At 31.7% G+C, this 19,419-nt stretch carries 12 protein-coding genes, 1 other RNA gene and 1 pseudogene; 9 read left to right on the top strand and 5 right to left on the bottom strand.

Going from position 1 to position 19,419, the window contains the following annotated elements; translation table 11 throughout:
* The first annotated feature begins 119 nt into the window (after positions 1–119).
* The 7 genes and pseudogenes from Q0684_RS11515 (at position 120) to Q0684_RS11545 (ending at position 9,559) form a co-directional block, all read left to right on the top strand.
* The gene (locus Q0684_RS11515; protein ID WP_299016797.1) at positions 120–668 is read left to right on the top strand and encodes a nucleotide exchange factor GrpE; all 549 of its coding nucleotides are present in this window, start codon (positions 120–122) and stop codon (positions 666–668) included.
* 75 nt (positions 669–743) lie between these two features.
* Positions 744–1,877, top strand: a complete 1,134-nt coding sequence (gene dnaJ, locus Q0684_RS11520) for a molecular chaperone DnaJ (protein ID WP_299016803.1) — start codon at positions 744–746, stop codon at positions 1,875–1,877.
* A 183-nt stretch (positions 1,878–2,060) separates the two neighbouring features.
* An RNA gene (rnpB, locus tag Q0684_RS11525) (RNase P RNA component class A) lies at positions 2,061–2,364 on the top strand.
* 219 nt (positions 2,365–2,583) lie between these two features.
* Positions 2,584–5,364, top strand: a complete 2,781-nt coding sequence (locus Q0684_RS11530; protein ID WP_299016811.1) for a bifunctional aconitate hydratase 2/2-methylisocitrate dehydratase — start codon at positions 2,584–2,586, stop codon at positions 5,362–5,364.
* Positions 5,365–5,540: 176 nt separating this feature from the next.
* A pseudogene (locus tag Q0684_RS11535) lies at positions 5,541–7,808 on the top strand (aconitate hydratase).
* Positions 7,809–7,915: 107 nt separating this feature from the next.
* Positions 7,916–8,587, top strand: a complete 672-nt coding sequence (locus Q0684_RS11540; RefSeq protein ID WP_299016814.1) for a Crp/Fnr family transcriptional regulator — start codon at positions 7,916–7,918, stop codon at positions 8,585–8,587.
* 81 nt (positions 8,588–8,668) lie between these two features.
* Positions 8,669–9,559: an anti-sigma factor gene (locus Q0684_RS11545; protein ID WP_299016817.1), complete on the top strand. Its 891-nt coding sequence runs from the start codon at positions 8,669–8,671 to the stop codon at positions 9,557–9,559.
* Between the two features lie 275 nt (positions 9,560–9,834).
* Here Q0684_RS11545 and Q0684_RS11550 read toward each other — a convergent pair whose 3' ends face one another.
* Complete coding sequence (locus Q0684_RS11550; RefSeq protein ID WP_299016819.1) at positions 9,835–11,634, bottom strand: DEAD/DEAH box helicase; 1,800 nt, start codon at positions 11,632–11,634, stop codon at positions 9,835–9,837.
* A gap of 139 nt (positions 11,635–11,773) precedes the next feature.
* Complete coding sequence (locus Q0684_RS11555; protein WP_299016821.1) at positions 11,774–13,168, bottom strand: hypothetical protein; 1,395 nt, start codon at positions 13,166–13,168, stop codon at positions 11,774–11,776.
* Between the two features lie 181 nt (positions 13,169–13,349).
* Here Q0684_RS11555 and Q0684_RS11560 point away from each other — a divergent pair, with 181 nt between their 5' ends.
* The gene (locus tag Q0684_RS11560; RefSeq protein WP_299016823.1) at positions 13,350–14,969 is read left to right on the top strand and encodes an ATP-binding cassette domain-containing protein; all 1,620 of its coding nucleotides are present in this window, start codon (positions 13,350–13,352) and stop codon (positions 14,967–14,969) included.
* Between the two features lie 212 nt (positions 14,970–15,181).
* On the opposite strand, the gene Q0684_RS11565 is transcribed toward Q0684_RS11560, so the two are convergent.
* The 3 genes from Q0684_RS11565 to Q0684_RS11575 all read right to left on the bottom strand — a co-directional run bounded on the left by Q0684_RS11565 (position 15,182) and on the right by Q0684_RS11575 (position 18,410).
* Entirely contained in the window at positions 15,182–16,123 is a 942-nt protein-coding gene (locus Q0684_RS11565) for a hydrogen peroxide-inducible genes activator (RefSeq protein WP_299016825.1), read from the bottom strand.
* Positions 16,124–16,411: 288 nt separating this feature from the next.
* Positions 16,412–17,299, bottom strand: a complete 888-nt coding sequence (locus Q0684_RS11570; protein ID WP_299016827.1) for a 3-hydroxybutyryl-CoA dehydrogenase — start codon at positions 17,297–17,299, stop codon at positions 16,412–16,414.
* 151 nt (positions 17,300–17,450) lie between these two features.
* The gene (locus tag Q0684_RS11575) at positions 17,451–18,410 is read right to left on the bottom strand and encodes a Gfo/Idh/MocA family oxidoreductase (RefSeq protein ID WP_299016830.1); all 960 of its coding nucleotides are present in this window, start codon (positions 18,408–18,410) and stop codon (positions 17,451–17,453) included.
* A gap of 147 nt (positions 18,411–18,557) precedes the next feature.
* On the opposite strand from Q0684_RS11575, the gene Q0684_RS11580 reads away from it, so the two are divergent.
* Complete coding sequence (locus Q0684_RS11580; RefSeq protein WP_299016833.1) at positions 18,558–19,199, top strand: protein-L-isoaspartate(D-aspartate) O-methyltransferase; 642 nt, start codon at positions 18,558–18,560, stop codon at positions 19,197–19,199.
* Positions 19,200–19,419 lie beyond the last annotated feature (220 nt).

Here is a 19,419-nt window from a genome sequence, read left to right on the forward strand (position 1 = left end):
GGGTTAAACTTGTTTGCCAGCAATAATGCATCAATTAAAAATAGTGTCAGTTTGACACTATTTTTTTGTTGGCAACATATTTGAATAATAAAGGTAGATAATTAAATTATTACTAAGAAATGAGTAAGAAAGAAGATATAAAAGAAGAAGAAGTTATAAACGAGCAAGAAACGGCTCAAACCGAAGATAATCAAGATGTTGAGGTAGAAGAAGTAAAACAAGAACCAACTGCAGAAGAATTAGTACAGGTAGAAAAAGACAAGTTTTTACGTTTATTTGCAGAGTTTGAAAACTATAAGAAGAGAACTTCAAAAGAAAGAATAGAATTATTTAAAACAGCAGGACAAGAAATTATGACATCTTTACTGCCAGTTATAGATGATTTTGAGCGCGCTTTGTCACATATAGAAGATGATAAAGAAGCAGAGGAATTAAGAAAAGGTGTTTTATTAATTTACAATAAATTTTACAACACTTTAGAGCAAAAAGGTTTAGCCAAAGTAAAAACTAACGCTGGCGATACTTTTGATGCAGAAATTCATGAAGCAATTACACAAATACCAGCACCATCTGAAGATATGAAAGGTAAAATTATAGACTGTGTAGAAAAAGGATATAAGTTAGGAGACAAAATAATTCGTTATCCAAAAGTGGTAATAGGTCAATAAAAAGTATGCAGTATACAGTTGCGTTTTCCAGTTTTTGGACTGCCTACTGAGTACTAAATACTGAAAACTGAACAAATGGCAAAACAAGATTTTTACGACATATTAGGCATTTCTAAATCAGCTACTCAAGCAGAAATTAAGAAAGCATATAGAAAAATGGCAATCAAATATCATCCAGATAAAAATCCAGATGATAAAACTGCTGAAGAAAACTTTAAAAAAGCAGCAGAAGCCTACGAAGTTTTAAGCGACGAAAACAAAAAAGCACGTTATGATCAATATGGTCATGCAGCTTTTGATGGTCCTCAAGGTGGTGGCGGTTTTGGTGGTGGTGGCATGAATATGGATGACATATTCAGCCAATTTGGAGACATTTTTGGCGGAGGTGGTTTTGGTGGCGGCTTTGGAGGTGGCTTTGGTGGCGGCCAAAGACAAGCCAGAGTTAAAGGTACTAATATGCGTATTCGTGTAAAACTTACTTTAGAAGAAATAGCCAAAGGAGTAGAGAAGAAGGTAAAAGTGCGGAGAAAAGTACAAGCAGATGGTGTACGTTACAAAACCTGTTCTACTTGTAATGGTTCTGGCCAACAAATGCGTGTTACCAATACCATTTTAGGTAGAATGCAAACCGCTACAACTTGTAGCACATGTTCTGGCGCAGGAGAAATGATAAGTAGTAAACCAAATGGCGCAGATGCACAAGGTTTGGTGGTCAAAGAAGAAACAGTACCTATTAACATTCCTGCAGGTGTAACAGAAGGTGTACAGCTAAAAGTAGGTGGAAAAGGAAATGATGCACCAGGTAAAAACTCTGTTTCAGGAGATTTATTAGTGTTAATTGAAGAAATACCGCACGAAAACTTAAAAAGAGAAGGTACTAACATTCATTATGATTTGTATGTAAATTTCTCTGAAGCAGTTTTAGGAGTCAGCAAAGAAGTAGAAACCGTAACGGGAAAGGTAAAGATTAAGATTGATGCAGGAACACAATCTGGTAAAATTTTACGATTAAAAGGTAAAGGATTACCAAGCATAGAACGTTATGGAACAGGAGATTTCTTAATCCATATAAATGTTTGGACACCTCAAGAGCTAACAAAAGAACAAAGACAGTTTTTTGATAAAATGCAAGGTGATGTTAACTTTGTACCAAGTCCGAATAAATCAGACAAATCATTTTTTGAAAAAGTAAAAGACATGTTTTCTTAAATTAATGTTAAAGTAATAAAAATCACATTATTTTAGCATACTAATATGGTTTTTTGATATATATTCGCACAGTTATTGAGAAATCGATAACACTTTTTCTTTTTCATAGCAATTTTCCCACTCAATTTTTTTGAGTGGGTTTTTTTATAAAAGAAAGTGTAATTTTGCATATAATATAAAAATTTAGCAGACTTATCTTATCGTCACGCTTTAGCGTGAAGGAAAGTCCGGACACCAAAGAGAATCATAGCGGATAACATCCGTCCAGCGAAAGCTGAGGACAAGTGCAGCAGAAAGTATGTACAGGTTAAGCTGTAGTGAAACCAGGTAAACTCTATGAGGTGCAATGCCATGTATATTAGAATTTGAGAGCTTCTCGCTCGACTCTAAAGGGTAGGCAGATAGATTCTAAGAGTAATTTTAGAACTAGATAAATGATAAGAACCTTTTTAAGGTACAGAATTCGGCTTACTAGTCTGCTTTTTTTTATATTTTTCTCAAAAAATGAATAAAATCATTCATTTTTATTCATTTTTATTCAGTTATAATTCAAATAGTTTTTTATTATCCATTAATTAACGGTTTCTATTATTTATCTTTCAAAATCTAAGGAAAAAGAGTAGTTTTGCTATTACATGTTCTTATGAATTTTTGTAGCGAAAATTATAAAACTTAGAAAAAACTAAACATAAAAAAAACTCCATTTATGAGCATTTATACGGATTATCTTAAGCAAATAGAAGATAGAAAAGGTCAAGGACTTCACCCACAGCCAATTGATGGTGCAGAATTAACAAGCGCACTTATTGCACAAATAAAAGACGTAGATAATGAATACAGAGAAGGTTCTCTTCATTTTTTTATCTATAATGTTTTACCAGGTACTACAAGTGCTGCAGGTGTAAAAGCCAAGTTTTTAAAAGAAATTATTCTTGGAGAAGAAACAGTAAAAGAAATTACACCCGCTTTTGCTTTTGAACAATTATCGCACATGAAAGGTGGGCCTTCTATAAATGTTTTATTAGATTTAGCTTTAGGAAATGATGCTGCCATTGCATCAGAAGCAGCTAAGGTGTTAAAAACTCAGGTTTTCTTATACGAAGCAGATATGGAGCGTTTAGAAACTGCATTAAATTCGGGAAGTGCTATTGCTAAAGAAATCATAGAAAGTTATGCGCAAGCAGAGTTTTTTACAAAATTACCAGAAATAGAAGAAGAAATAGAAATTGTAACTTTTGTTGCAGGTATTGGAGATATTTCTACAGATTTATTATCCCCAGGTGCAGATGCACATTCAAGATCAGATCGTGAATTACACGGACAATCTATGTTTGAGCACAATAAAGAAATGCAACAAGAGTTATTGGCATTAAAAGAAAAGCATCCAAATAAAAGAGTGATGTTAATCGCAGACAAAGGAACAATGGGAGTTGGTTCTTCTAGAATGTCTGGGGTAAATAATGTTGCTTTATGGACAGGGATTCCTTCAAGTCCTTATGTACCATTTATTAATATAGCGCCAGTTATTGCTGGTACAAATGGAATTGCACCAATCTTTTTAACAACTGTTGGTGTAACTGGAGGTATTGGAATTGATTTAAAAAACTGGGTTAAGCAAAAAGATGCAAATGGTAACACAGTTGTAGATGAAGATGGTGAGGCAATTTTAAAAGAAGAATATTCTGTTGCAACAGGAACTGTTCTTACCATTAATACGAAGACAAAAAAATTATATAAAGGAGACCAAGAGTTAAAAGATATTTCTACTGCCTTAACACCACCAAAAAAGGAGTTTATAAAAGCAGGAGGTTCTTATGCTGTTGTTTTTGGTAAAAAGTTACAAACTTTTGCTTGTAAAGTGTTAGGAATTGATGTTCCTCAAGTTTATGCAGCTGCAAAAGAAGTATCTATTGAAGGACAAGGTTTAACTGCTGTTGAAAAGATTTTTAACAGAAATGCAGTAGGAACTACACCAGGAAAAACATTACATGCAGGTTCTAATGTTAGAGTAGAAGTAAATATTGTAGGTTCTCAAGATACTACAGGATTAATGACTTCTCAAGAATTAGAGAATATGGCTGCAACAGTTATTTCTCCAATTGTAGATTGTGGTTACCAATCTGGTTGTCATACCGCTTCTGTTTGGGACGATAAATCTAAAGCTAACATACCAAGGTTAATGTCGTTTATGAATGATTTTGGATTGGTTACTGCACGTGACCCTAAAGGGAACTATCATGCAATGACAGATGTAATTCATAAAGTATTAAATGACCTTGCTGTTGATGATTGGGATGTTATTATTGGTGGAGATTCTCATACACGTATGGCAAAAGGAGTTGCTTTTGGTGCAGATTCAGGTACAGTCGCTTTAGCTTTGGCCACAGGTGAAGCTACAATGCCAATTCCAGAATCAGTAAAAGTTACCTTTAAAGGAGAAATGAAATCTTATATGGATTTCCGTGATGTAGTGCATGCTACACAACAACAAATGTTGAATCAGTTTGATGGCGAAAATGTTTTTCAAGGAAAAATTATTGAAGTACATATTGGTACTCTAACTTCAGATCAGGCGTTTACTTTTACAGATTGGACAGCAGAAATGAAAGCGAAAGCATCTATCTGTATTTCTGAAGATGAAACTTTAATTGAATCATTAGAAATTTCAAGAGATCGTATTCAGATTATGATCGATAAAGGAATGGATAATCCTAAGCAAGACTTAAAAGGTTTAGTAGATAAAGCAAATACACGTATCATTGAAATTAAAACAGGAACTAAATCTGCTTTAAAGCCAGATGCAGACGCTAAATATTATGCAGATGTAATTATTGATTTAGATCAAATTGTTGAACCAATGATTGCAGATCCAGATGTAAATAATGAAGATGTTTCTAAGCGTTACACGCATGATAACATTCAACCTTTATCTTTTTACGGTGGAACTAAAAAAGTAGATTTAGGTTTTATTGGTTCTTGTATGATTCATAAAGGAGACATGCAAATTTTAGCACAAATGCTAAAAAATATTGAAAAGCAACAAGGTAAAGTAGTATTTAACGCACCTTTAGTAGTGGCACCACCAACTTACAATATTGTTGATGAATTAAAAGCAGAAGGAGACTGGGAAGTTTTACAAAAATATTCAGGTTTTGAGTTTGATGATAGTGCACCAAAAGGTTTGGCAAGAACTAAATATGAAAACATGTTGTATTTAGAACGTCCTGGATGTAACTTATGTATGGGTAATCAAGAAAAAGCAGAACCAGGAGATACAGTAATGGCAACTTCTACACGTTTATTTCAAGGAAGAGTGGTAAGAGATACAGGAGAGAAAAAAGGAGAATCATTATTGTCATCAACACCAGTTGTAGTGTTATCCTCTATTTTGGGTAGAACACCAACTATGGCAGAATATGAAGCTGCTGTTGAAGGTATTGTGTTAACTAAATTTAAGCCTTCTAACAAGAATTTGGTAGTAGCATAAATAAAATATAATAATATGTGAATAAGCCTGAGTCTAGTACTCAGGCTTTTTTTGTGAAATACTTCTTGTTGTATTTTTAATCTTAGTTTTAGAGACAAAAAAGTCTATTAAGGTAAAAAAGTTTTTAAATCAATAATAATTATTTAAATTAGAGGTGAATAATTAAAATAATTGATATGGCTTTCGATATTGATATGATAAAAAAAGTGTATGCAAACGTTTCAAAACGAGTTGATACTGCACGTGAAATTACAGGTAAACCATTAACATTAGCAGAAAAAATTTTGTATGCCCATCTTTGGGAAGGAAAACCCAAGAAGAATTTTGTTAGAGGTAAAGATTATGTAGATTTTGCGCCAGATAGAATAGCTTTACAAGACGCAACTGCACAAATGGCATTGTTGCAATTTATGCAAGCAGGTAAAGATAAAGTGGCAGTACCAACAACAACGCATTGTGATCATTTAATTCAAGCAAAAAATGGTGCAAGTTCAGATTTACAATCGGCTTTAAATACAAGTAACGAAGTTTTTAATTTCTTAGAATCTGTTTCTAATAAATATGGTTTAGGATTTTGGAAACCAGGAGCAGGAATTATTCATCAGGTAGTTTTAGAAAATTATGCATTTCCTGGCGGAATGATGATTGGTACAGATTCTCACACCGTAAATGCTGGTGGTTTAGGAATGGTGGCAATTGGAGTAGGTGGTGCAGATGCTGTAGATGTTATGGCAGGTATGGCTTGGGAATTGAAATTTCCAAAGTTGATTGGTGTTAAATTAACAGGAAAACTTTCTGGTTGGACAGCGCCAAAAGATGTTATTTTAAAAGTTGCAGATATTTTAACTGTAAAAGGAGGAACAGGTGCTATTGTAGAGTATTTTGGACCAGGAGCAATTGCTATGTCTTGCACAGGAAAAGGAACCATTTGTAATATGGGAGCAGAAATAGGTGCCACTACTTCTACCTTTGGTTATGACGATTCTATGGAGCGTTATTTAAGAGCTACAGACAGAAGTGATGTTGCAGATGCAGCCAATAAGGTAAAAGATTATTTAACAGGAGATGCAGAAGTATATGCAAATCCAGAAAAATATTTTGATCAAGTAATAGAAATTAATTTATCAGAATTAAGTCCGTTATTAAATGGACCTTTTACGCCAGATTTGTCTACAAAAGCGGGTTCAGATATGACTGCCATTGCAAATAAAAATGATTGGCCTTTACAAGTTGAATGGGGTCTAATAGGTTCTTGTACAAACTCTTCTTACGAAGATTTATCTAGAGCCTCTTCAGTGGCACAACAAGCCATAGATAAAGGACTTGGTATTAAAGCAGAATTTGGAATAAATCCAGGTTCTGAAAAAGTAAGATACACAGCAGAAAGAGATGGTATTTTAGACATTTTTGAAAAATTAGATGCAACTATTTTTACCAATGCTTGTGGTCCTTGTATTGGTCAATGGGCAAGATATTCAGATCCTGCAAACGCACCAAAAAACTCAATTATACATTCTTTTAATAGAAATTTTGCTAAAAGAGCAGATGGTAATCCAAATACACACGCCTTTGTAGCATCACCAGAAATGGTTGCAGCGGTAACTATTGCAGGTCGTTTAGATTTTAACCCCATTACAGATAAATTAATTAACCAAGATGGGGAAGAAGTAATGTTAGATGAACCTACAGGTTGGGAATTACCACCAAAAGGTTTTGAAGTAAAAGATGATGGTTATTTAGCACCAGAAAAAGATGGTAGTCATGTGCAAGTAGCCGTTAAAGAAGATTCTGAAAGATTACAATTATTAACCCCTTTTACGCCATTAGGAAATGAATTAAAGGGATTAAAATTACTAATAAAGGCAGATGGAAAATGTACTACAGACCATATTTCTATGGCAGGACCTTGGTTGCGTTTTAGAGGTCATTTAGATAATATTGCAAATAATACCTTAATAGGTGCTGTTAACGCTTTTAATCAAAAAACAAACTTTGTTAAAAATCAATTAACTGGAGATTACGATGCTGTGCCTGCAACACAAAGAGCGTATAAAAAAGAAGGAATTAAAACCATAGTTGTTGGAGATCATAACTATGGAGAAGGTTCTTCTAGAGAGCACGCTGCAATGCAGCCTAGGCATTTAGGTGTTGCTGCTGTAATTGTAAAATCTTTTGCAAGAATTCATGAAACAAACCTTAAAAAACAAGGAATGTTAGGATTAACTTTTGCAAATGAAGCAGATTATGACTTAATACAAGAAGACGATACGTTTAACTTTTTGGATTTAAATTAATTTGCCCAAGATAAACAATTAACTTTAGAAGTAATTCATGCAGATGGCAGCACAGATGCTATTCAACTGAATCATACGTATAATGAGGCACAAATAAATTGGTATTATGAAGGTTCTGCCTTAAATTTAATAAAAAAACAGAACGCTTAATTTTATAATTAACTAAAGATTATTAAAACTCCTGAAGAAATTCAGGAGTTTTTTTGTAAGTAAAAATTATTAGTTTAGACTATACAGGTATCAAATTAAATTATAAAATGAAAAATATCTGGTTCTTCGATAATGTAAACTTATTCAATTTGCTTTGTCCACATAAATTTAAAGAATACCAAAAATGCCACACTTTTGATGTTTACAAAAAAAGCGATTACGTTTATTTTGCAGAGGATGCAGCAAATAAGGTTTTTTTAATTCAGAAAGGAAAAGTAAAAATTGGTTACTATACAGAGGAAGGAGAAGAAGTAGTAAATGCAATACTTACCAAAGGCGAATTATTTGGAGAGAAAGCAATTTTAGGTGAAGAAAAGAGAAATGAGTTTGCACAATCTTTAGATAATTCCACTTCTATTTGTCCTATAGGTATTGAAACGATGCATGATTTAATGCGAGACAACAGAACCTTCAGCTTAAAAATATATAAATTTTTAGGATTACGTTTTAAAAAGTTAGAACGCAGATTACAACTTATTTTGTTTAAGGACACCAAAACACGTTTTTTAGAATTTACCAAAGAGTTGTGCGAGGAATATGGGTATGATTGCGAAAAAACTGGCGATAAAATAATTGTTCATCCTTACACTCAAAAAGATATTGCTTCTTTAATAGGGACTTCTAGATCTAACTTAAATGTACTTATGAATGAGTTAAAGGAAGCAAGTATCATCAATTTTAATAGAAAAGAATTAAGAATTTTACAAGAAATAGCCTAAGTGTTCGCTAGCGAACATTTAAAGACAATCTTAACGTTTAATTTTGTCACCAACAACAATTAATTATAAATAGTAAATAAAATGAAAAAAGTATTAAATTTAGCAATAGTATTCGCTTTAACAGCATTTTTTGTGGCGTGTAGCGATAATGAAGAAAATGAACCTACAACAGGTAACTTAACTGTAGATTTTACTGGCTTAGAAGCTTTAGGACCAGATTTTGTATATGAAGGTTGGTTAATAGTGAATGGAACGCCAGTAAGCACAGGAACTTTTACTAGTGTAAACTTCCCGCAAACTTACACCGTAGACAGTAATGATTTACAAACAGCCACTACATTTGTTTTATCTATAGAACCAGCAATAGATCCAGATCCTGCACCTGCAGCAACAAAAGTTTTAGCTGGGGATTTCTCTGGAAACACTGCAAATGTATGGGTTGCACCTGTAACATCAGATGCTAATGATTTTACAAACATATCTGGACAATTTTTCTTAAGAACACCAACGGATGAAATGGCTGGTTCTGGAAATAATGGTAATGATGCATATGGAATTTGGTTTGGAACTCCGGGAGCGCCACCAACTGTAGGCTTAAGTTTACCAACATTAGCTCCAGGATGGCAATATGAAGGTTGGGTTGTTGTAGATGGAGTTGGTCCAATTTCTACAGGAACATTTACAGGACTTGCAGAAAGAGATGATACTAATGGTTTTAGTGGAACTCAAAGTAATGCAGGACCACCAATTCCTGGAGAAGATTTTTTCTTAAATGCCCCAACAGGTTTTACATTCCCTTTAGATGTTAGAGGAAGAACAGCAGTTATTAGTATAGAGCCTTCTCCAGATGATTCTCCTGCACCTTTTGCAATGAAGCCATTACTAGGTGCTGCAGGAAATGAAACTGCACCAGCAACACATACTCTAAATCAAAATTTAGCTACATTACCAACAGGAACTGTAAGAAGATAATTTTTATTTAATAGTTCTTCAAAAAAAATACAAGCAATTAATTGCTTGTATTTTTTTTTGAAGTATTATTTGTAATACTACTAACTCTTTTAAAAGTAATTATTTAGATATTATATATCATTTTCAATTTGTAGAGAAATCTTGGTTTAATTTCACATGAAATTTTTTGATTCTACTATGTTTCAATTAAAAAGACATCTATTTGGAGCTACTATTTTATGAACAAATCTGATTATAAATTACTAGTAAAGCAGCTTCTTTATTATAGATTTCTGTTAACTTCTTTCTCTTCGTTTTCTGCCAAAACCTCCAGATTTCCTGTCTCCACCGCCAGAAGAACGTCTTTCAGAACTCCTGTTAGAATCTTTAGATCTTCTAGAAGAACCTTCTGCACTTCTACGTCTTCCAAATCCGCCATCTTTTTTACCAAAAGGTTTCTTTCCTCCACGTCTTCCACCTCCAGAACGTTCTTTCTTGGTAATTTCAACATTTACAGATCTCCCATCAAAATCAGGTTGATTTTCTGCAAAAGCTTCTAAAGTTTTGTCTTCAAAATTTTTATCTATTTCGAAAAATGAAAAAGTGTCTAAGATGTCTATTGCACCAATTTCAATTTTATCGCCAATATTTTGTTCGTTAATTAAACCAATTAACTTACCAGGGTTTAGGCTATCTTTTCTACCAATATTAATAAAAAAGCGCGTCATGTTTTCGTTAGTAGATCTAGCTCTAGAATTATCTCTAGAAGATAAATCGTTTAAATCTTTTGAGTTTTCATAATATGCTAACATACTATTAAACTCTAAAGAAACAAACTTTTGAATTAGTTCTTCTCTATCTAAATCTTCTAATTTAGTATATATATTTGGTAAAAATTCTTCAATTTCAGAACTGTTAACTTCTGTAGCCTTTACTTTATCTATTAAATGCATTAACTGATTCTCAACAATTTCTTTACCTGTTGGCACTTTAGTTTCTACAAATTTCTTTTTAATAATTCTTTCTATAGATCTAAGTTTTCCTTTTTCTTTACCGTTTACTAAGACAATAGAAATACCTTTATTACCAGCTCTACCAGTTCTACCACTTCTATGTGTATAGTTCTCTATTTGATCTGGTAATTTATGGTTTAAAACATGTGTTAATTCTGTAACATCTAAACCTCTTGCAGCAACATCTGTAGCTACTAAAATTTGAATGGTTTTCTTACGGAATTTACCCATTACAGAATCTCTTTGACCTTGAGATAAATCTCCATGTAAAGCATCTGCACTATACCCATCTTTTATTAAATTATCTGCAACTTCTTGTGTTTCTCTTCTTGTTCTACAGAAAATAATTGCATATATGTTTGGGTTTAAATCTGCAATTCTTTTAAGTGCAGGGTAACGTGTTCTTTCTGTAACAGCATAATACTCGTGACTTACATTATCTGAACCTTGGTTTTTTTCACCAGAAGTAACTTCTACTGGTTTGGTCATATAATTTCTGGCAATAGCCTCAACTTCTCTAGGAAAAGTAGCAGAAAAAAGTAACGTTTGTTTGGTTTCTGGCGTAGCTTCTAAAACCTTATCTAGTTCTTCTTTAAAGCCCATGTTTAGCATTTCATCAGCTTCATCTAAAACCAACCACTGCACATTACCTAACTTTAATGCTCTTCTATTTATAAGATCTACTGTTCTACCAGGAGTTCCTACCACTATTTGAGATCCTCTTTTTAAAGATCTAATTTGTGTATCCATATTAGCACCACCATAAACGGTAGTTACTTTTACATTTTTTAAATATTTGCAAAAGTCTTCTATATTTTTACCAATTTGTACGGCTAATTCTCTTGTTGGAGATAGTATAATTGCTTGCACATTAGAATTACTTTCATCTAAAAGTTCTAATATTGGCAAACTAAATGCTGCTGTTTTTCCTGTACCTGTTTGTGCAAAAGCCTTTAAATCGTCTGTAGAAGATATTATTTGTGGAATTGCTTTTTCTTGTATAACAGTTGGTTTTTCGTAACCTAAATCTGTTAATGCTTTGTTTATAGGCTCTTTTAGGCCTAATTCTAAAAATGTTGACATTACTGTGTTTTTGTAGATTCACAGAACGCCCACCTGCAAACCTTGTTAATAAATTTCGACTTGGTTTTGTTTTAAAATACTCAAAATTAAAACCGTGCAAAGTTACAGTAAATTATAAACATAGCAAGTTTTGTGCTATTTAATTATTTTTAGTAAGATTTTGTAGCTGCTTATAAAAATTATTGGAGGAAATGCTGGCGTAGCCGTTTTCTATAATTCCGTTTTTATTTACTAGAATTGTTCTTGGCATTGCACTTTGTAAAAAATTGTTTTTTAAGCTTTTTGCATTAATATAATATTGGTCTTTTATATCTAAATTATGTATTCTACTATTGCTATTTCCATCAATTTCTATAACGGCAAAATTTAATTTAGGAAAGTTTTTCTTTAAGTATGGTATTCTTGTACTTAAGAAAGAGTTAGAAAAATATTTTTTATTCCAAAACACGAGTACCGTATTTTTATTTAAAGTAAAATCTTGAATGTTTATTTTTTGATCCGTGAAGTCTATTATACTAAAATCTTTTAATTCGTCTCCTTTATGTAAAGTCTTGTTGTCTTCTAGTAATTTACTAATTAAGGTTTTATCATCTTCATTAGAACTTAATTCAAAAAATGTAGCAAATGTTGGTTGATTAATATTACAGCTTGATTTTTTATAAAAATGATCTAAAACTGTTCTTTTCAAAAATGCATTTTTAGAATTTTCAGTATTAATTTTACGATCTATAGTTTTTAATAAATCAACTGTAAATTCCGAAGAGAATTCTAATCTTGTAGGTTTATGACCTAAAGCATAGGTTAAATTATACAAATAATTTCTTATATATCTTGTATAAGGTGTATAGTACATTAAACTGTCGTTATTAAAACGAATGTTTTCCCTGTAATTATAGAAGTTCGTATTATTAATCTTATAATCTACCTTTTTATGAAGTTTAGCGTGGTTAATGGGATACCTTTCAATTCTAGAGTAAATGGGATACGTAAGTGCAGTTTTTAAGATATTAAAATAACTGGTAGTTTCTTCTGGATGTTTTTCTACATAATCTCTAAAAGTTGTTAAGCGTTGCTTGATTAGAGAATCCATTTTATTCAGGTAAACGTCAGAATTATGCGTATTAAGTTTATAGAAAAAAGAATTTTGATTTTCGTCTTCTATAAAAATATCAATTAATATGTTATTTCTTTCTGCGCCTTTACCTGCATAAACTAAAGATTCATCAAAATCCCAAGTATTTAAACGCAGCATTAAGCTGTCTTTAGGTTCTAGATATATGTACTGATTTTCATTACCGTGTTCAAAATAATACAAACCTTCTTTTAAGGAAGTGTATTTTCCTAAAAATTTATTTTTGGCGTCTAAATAAAGCGTATCTATAACTTTATCCATAGTTTGTAGCACAACAAACTTAGTTTTAGGGTTAATTATTTTTCCACCAAAATAAGTTTCTTCCTTTTCTTCTTGGTTTAAACAACCCAGAAAATTAAAAGCAAAAAGTAGTATAAGAAATATGTTTTTTTGATGGTTCATGTTAAATAATTGCGCTGTGAACAAAAGTAGATATAACCCTGTCTTATGCTTGTTAATACGCTGTTAAAATAGCCTTAAGAAAAGAGCAAAGTTTTACTTAAGTGGATGTAAATCTATTCTTTTTAAAACTTGATAAAAAGAAAGGAATTTGTACTTTTGCACAAAATTTAAAAATAGAGTTATGTTATCAGTTTCTAATTTATCTGTACAGTTTGGCAAGCGTATATTGTTTGATGAAGTAAATACGAAATTTCAAACAGGCAATTGCTATGGAATTATTGGTGCAAATGGTGCAGGAAAATCTACTTTTTTAAAGATTCTTTCTGGCAAACAAGACCCAACTTCTGGCAGTGTACATTTAGAAACAGGCAAGCGTATGTCTGTTTTAACGCAAAACCATAACGAATTTGATGAGTTTCCGGTTTTAGAAACAGTTGTAATGGGTAATAAAGAGTTGTTTGCTATTAAAAAGCAAATAGACGAGTTATACGCAGATTATACAGACGAAAATGCAGAGAAAATAGGGGAGTTGCAAATTGTTTTTGAAGAAATGAATGGTTGGAATGCAGATTCTGATGCAGCAGCTATGCTATCTAATTTAGGTATTTCTGAAGCCTTACATTATACATTAATGAAAGATTTAGACGGGAAACAAAAAGTACGTGTTCTGTTAGCCCAGGCTTTATTTGGTAATCCTGATGTTTTAATTATGGATGAGCCTACCAACGATTTGGATTTTGAAACCATTGGTTGGTTAGAAAACTTTTTAGCCAATTATGACAATTGTGTTATTGTGGTTTCGCATGACAGACACTTTTTAGACGCAGTTTGTACACATATTTCTGATATTGATTTTAGTAAAATAAATCATTATTCTGGTAATTATACATTTTGGTATGAGAGCTCTCAATTAGCAGCAAAACAAAGAGCACAACAAAACAAAAAAGCAGAAGATAAAAAGAAAGAGTTAGAAGAATTTATTAGACGTTTTTCGGCCAATGTTGCCAAATCTAAACAAGCAACATCGCGTAAAAAAATGATTGATAAGTTAAATGTAGAAGATATAAAACCTTCTAGCAGACGTTACCCAGCAATTATTTATAAGAGTGATAGAGAAGCAGGAGATCAAATTTTAAATGTAGAAGGTTTAGAAAAAAACTTTGAGGGAGAAAAGCTTTTTAGTGATGTACACATCAATTTAAATAAAGGTGATAAAGTGGCCGTTATTTCTAAAAATTCTAGAGCCATTACTGCTTTTTATGAAATTATAAACGGAAATCAAAAAGCAGATGCAGGTAAATTTGCTTGGGGTGTTACCACAACACAATCTTATTTGCCACTAGATAATTCTTCGTTTTTTCAGAATGGAGATTTAAATTTGGTAGATTGGTTAAGGCAATATGCCCAAACAGAAGAAGAGCGAGAAGAAGTTTTTTTACGCGGTTTTTTAGGGAAGATGATTTTCTCTGGAGAAGAAGCTTTAAAGAAAAGTAATGTACTTTCTGGAGGAGAAAAAGTACGTTGCATGCTGTCTAGAATGATGATGAAGAGGGCTAATATTTTGGTTTTAGATGAACCAACAAATCACTTAGATTTAGAGTCTATACAATCTTTAAATAACGCTTTAATTAATTTTAAAGGAACAATTTTATTTTCTACACACGATCATGAATTTGCACAAACTGTTGCCAATAGAGTTATAGAGTTAACTCCAAAAGGCGTTATAGACCGATACAGTACTTTTGATGATTATTTAACGGATCCAAAAGTGAAAGAATTACGTGAAAAAATGTATTCATAATAACATAAAACTTTAAACTCATAAAAAAACCTAAAACTACACGTAGTTTTAGGTTTTTTTGTAACGCAAAATAAGAAAGATAATAAACGCTTTTTATATTACTTAGCTTTAAGTTAAAAAACTATTTTATTGTGTCTTTTTGTCTTTTATGATTTGAATTATCGCTTTGTTGTTTGCATTCTTAAATACGTAAACTGTCTATACTTTTAAACTTATTTTTTATTTATTGGACTAATAATTTTAACGTCAGAAAAGGAAATTGCACCTCTAACCACACCATCTATAGTTTTCTTTAATGCCTCTATTAATTGCATTTTTAATTGAGATTTATGGTAAATTAAACTGATCTCTCTAGCAGGAGGCGGATTTGTAAACTCACGCAAATGTTTTTTATCTACATCATTTAAATCTAACGTATGTAAATAAGGTAACAAAGTCATACCTAGACCTTCTTTAGAGAGTTTAATTAAAGTATCAAAACTTCCGCTTTCTAACTGAAAGCCTTTTTTGTTGTCTATTTTATGATTTCTACATAAATTTATTACGCTATCTTTAAAACAATGCCCATCTTCCAACAACAAAATATCTTCCATTTCTAGCTCCTCTTCTTTAATTACTTTTTGATTAAAAAAGCGATGATTTTGCGGAATTAAACCAACAAAAGGTTCATAATATAAAGGTTGTTCTTTAATGGCTTCATTTTCTAAAGGTGTAGCAGCAATTGCAGCATCTATATGGCCATCTGTAAGTTTTCTAATTATTTCTTCGGTAGTTAATTCTTCTATAATTAATTTTACTTTAGGGTACTTTTTAGTAAAATTTTGCAGAAACATTGGCAGTAAAGTAGGCATTACAGTTGGTATAATACCCAGCCTAAATTCTCCACCAATAAAACCTTTTTGTTGATGTACAATGTCTAGAATTCGGTTACTTTCATCTACAACAACTTTAGCTTGTTCTACTATTTTTTCGCCAACTTGGGTTAGTTCAATAGGCTTTTTAGCACGATTAAATATTTTAATATCTAACTCGTCTTCTAACTTTTGAATTTGCATACTTAAAGTAGGCTGTGTAACAAAACTGTGTTCTGCTGCAACAGTAAAATTTTGATATTCTGCAACAGATAAAACGTATTTTAATTGCGTAATTGTCATTAAATAATAATTTACGATAAAGGTATAAAAACTATCAATAATAACTATTGTTTACAAAGGTAAATTTGCAATGTTTTATAATTCTAAATTATAAAAAGTAAGTTGTTAATAATATTTCTTAAAAAAGAATAATTAAGAAAGTAAAATAAAACGTTATTTATGTTTGTAGTAGTATAGAAAAAGCCAATTTTTTCTACCTTTACTATGCTTTTTTTAACCTTTTGGTTAAAAAAAGTTACAGCAAAATAAACAAACTAAAAAAGTCAAATTGCTTTTGTAGACTTAACTTTATGCAAACATTTTGGCTACAATTTCCGCTTTTTTGTTTGCGGAATAATCGTAAAATCCTTCGCCAGACTTTACACCAAGTTTACCAGCAGTAACCATATTTACAAGTAGTGGACAAGGCGCATATTTAGGGTTTTTAAAACCATTATAAAGCACATTCATTATAGACAAACAAACATCTAAACCAATAAAATCTGCTAATTGTAAAGGCCCCATAGGATGTGCCATGCCTAACTTCATTACAGTATCTATTTCTTGCACACCAGCAACACCATTGTACAAGGTTTCTATAGATTCGTTTATCATTGGCATTAAAATTCTGTTAGCAACAAAACCAGGATAATCGTTTACAGCAACGGGAATTTTACCAATTTTTTTAGACAAATCTACAATGGTATCCATTACATCATCAGCAGTATTGTACCCGCTAATAATTTCTACTAATTTCATAATTGGCACAGGATTCATAAAATGCATTCCTATTACCTTTTCTGGTCTATTTGTAACTGCTGCAATTTGCGTTATAGATATAGAAGATGTATTTGTTGCAAGAATTGTTTTTTCTGCACAATTTTCATCCAATTCTTTAAAAATCTTTAGTTTTAAATCTGTGTTTTCTGTGGCAGCTTCAACCACTAAATCTACATTTTTAACACCTTCACTTATAACGGTATATAATTTTATATTGTCTAAAGTATTGTTTTTATCGCTTTCTGTAATTTTTTCTTTAGCAACCATTCTATCCAAATTTTTAGAAATAGTTGCCACTCCTTTTTCTAAAGAACTTTTAGAAATATCTATTAAATTAACCTTATAGTTAAATTGAGCAAAGGTGTGTGCAATGCCATTTCCCATGGTTCCTGCACCGATTACAGCTATATTTTTCATAAAAAAAGCCCCATATTGACCTTACTTAATTGAAGGAATTTTTATTTGGGTGAATAAAAATTTCATTATTATTATACTGGTTATCAATTTGCATTGCAATACCTAAAACTCAATAGTATTTCCTTCCCTTTGGGAAGGATTAAGGATGGGATTAAAAACAATCAATAATCATTTGTGCAACGCGCAAAGCTTCTGTACCTGCACCTAAAGAAACTACTGGCACTTTATCGGTTTCAATAGCCTCTGCAAAAGATTCTAACTCGTCTAAAATGGCATTATTTTCTAGGACTTTTGGCTTATCAAAATAGATTTGTTTCTTAACGCCTTCTGCATTTTGTAAAATCATGGCAAATTCATCCGGATTTTCAGGTACATCATTCATTCTTACAATTTCAGACTCTTTACTTAAAAAGTTTACAGAAATGTAAGCATCTTTCTGAAAAAAGCGTGTTTTACGCATGTTCTTCATAGAAATTCTACTCGCTGTTAAATTCGCAACACAACCGTTTTCAAACTCAATTCTAGCATTTGCAATGTCTGGTGTATCAGAAATTACAGATACCCCACTTGCATGTAAATTTTTCACTTTAGAATCTACAACAGATAATATAATATCTATATCATGTATCATTAAATCTAAAACAACGGGTACATCTGTACCTCTAGGATTAAATTCTGCCAGTCTGTGTGTTTCAATAAACATAGGATTGTTTATTTTATCCTTTACAGCAGTAAATGCAGGGTTAAAACGCTCTACATGACCCACTTGCCCTTTTATGTGATTTTGGCTTGCTAAAGTTCTAATGGCTTCTGCTTCTAAAACTGTATTTGTAATGGGTTTTTCTATAAAGATATGGCAGTCACTTTCTATTGCTTTTTTGGCACAATCAAAATGAGATAATGTTGGTGTAACTATATTTACAACCTCTACTGCTGCAATTAATTGTTCAACAGAATTAAACATTTTGTAACCAAATTCTTCAGCTACTTTTTTAGCATTTTCTAAGTTAGGGTCAAAAAAACCAACCAATTCATATTTTTTAGATTGTTGTAATAAACGTAAATGAATTTTACCAAGATGGCCAGCACCTAAAACTCCTACTTTTAGCATATATGTATTTTTATATTTAACTCTTTTAAAGTTAAACGTTTGTGTTGATTTATTTAATTCGTTAAAAAACGAGCCAAACAAAGATACAATTTTATGAGTTTGTAAATATAATTATCCTTATTTTTAGGTCTTAGAAATTTGTTAAAATTGAAAGATACACCAAAACATCAAGGACTTAGAAATCAATTAGCTATTGTGTTAAAGGCAAAGGGAATTGTAGATGAAAATGTTTTAAATGCAGTACGTAAAATACCAAGGCATTTGTTTATAGATTCTAGTTTTGAGTCTCACGCTTACCAAGATAAAGCATTTCCTATTGCTGCAGAACAAACCATATCTATGCCTTATACTGTTGCTTTTCAATCGCAAACTTTAGCGATTGTTTCTGGTGAAAAAATACTAGAAATTGGTACAGGTTCTGGTTACCAAACTGCAGTTTTATTAGAGCTGAAAGCAGAAGTCTATACAATAGAAAGACAAAGAGAATTGTTTAAAAAAACATCGCTTTTTTTACCCAAGCTAGGGTATAAGCCTAAAAAATTTATTTTTGGAGATGGTTATATTGGACTAAAAGAAAAAGCACCTTTTGATAAAATTATTGTTACAGCAGGAGCACCTTATGTGCCAAATCCTTTATTGGCTCAACTAAAAATAGGAGGTAAGCTGTTGATTCCTGTTGGAGATAAAACCCAAATAATGACCCTTTTTACAAGAAAATCTGCTAAAGAGTTCGAAAAAGAAGAATTAGGAGATTTCGCTTTTGTACCAATGTTAGAGGAGAAAAATTGATTGATATGGGTTTTAAAGTTAAAAAGTTGCAAAGTTTTAAAGTTAAAAAGTTAAAAAGTTAAAAAGTTGCAAAGTTGCAATGTGAAAATTGTTTATAAGTTTATTTGTTTAAAGATTGAAAAGAAGCTAGTTTTTTGGAATTTACCATCAACCATCAACCATCAACCATCAACCATCAACCATCAACCATCAACCATCAACCATCAACCATCAACCATCA

Origin of the sequence: uncultured Polaribacter sp., assembly GCF_947503875.1 — a bacterium.
GTDB lineage: Bacteria > Bacteroidota > Bacteroidia > Flavobacteriales > Flavobacteriaceae > Polaribacter.

Coding starts and splice junctions, on each gene's coding strand:
- Q0684_RS11515 (WP_299016797.1), top strand. CDS start 120: ATGAGTAAGAAAGAAGATATAAAAGAAGAAGAAGTTATAAACGAGCAA.
- dnaJ (WP_299016803.1), top strand. CDS start 744: ATGGCAAAACAAGATTTTTACGACATATTAGGCATTTCTAAATCAGCT.
- Q0684_RS11530 (WP_299016811.1), top strand. CDS start 2,584: ATGAGCATTTATACGGATTATCTTAAGCAAATAGAAGATAGAAAAGGT.
- Q0684_RS11540 (WP_299016814.1), top strand. CDS start 7,916: ATGAAAAATATCTGGTTCTTCGATAATGTAAACTTATTCAATTTGCTT.
- Q0684_RS11545 (WP_299016817.1), top strand. CDS start 8,669: ATGAAAAAAGTATTAAATTTAGCAATAGTATTCGCTTTAACAGCATTT.
- Q0684_RS11550 (WP_299016819.1), bottom strand. CDS start 11,634: ATGTCAACATTTTTAGAATTAGGCCTAAAAGAGCCTATAAACAAAGCA.
- Q0684_RS11555 (WP_299016821.1), bottom strand. CDS start 13,168: ATGAACCATCAAAAAAACATATTTCTTATACTACTTTTTGCTTTTAAT.
- Q0684_RS11560 (WP_299016823.1), top strand. CDS start 13,350: ATGTTATCAGTTTCTAATTTATCTGTACAGTTTGGCAAGCGTATATTG.
- Q0684_RS11565 (WP_299016825.1), bottom strand. CDS start 16,123: ATGACAATTACGCAATTAAAATACGTTTTATCTGTTGCAGAATATCAA.
- Q0684_RS11570 (WP_299016827.1), bottom strand. CDS start 17,299: ATGAAAAATATAGCTGTAATCGGTGCAGGAACCATGGGAAATGGCATT.
- Q0684_RS11575 (WP_299016830.1), bottom strand. CDS start 18,410: ATGCTAAAAGTAGGAGTTTTAGGTGCTGGCCATCTTGGTAAAATTCAT.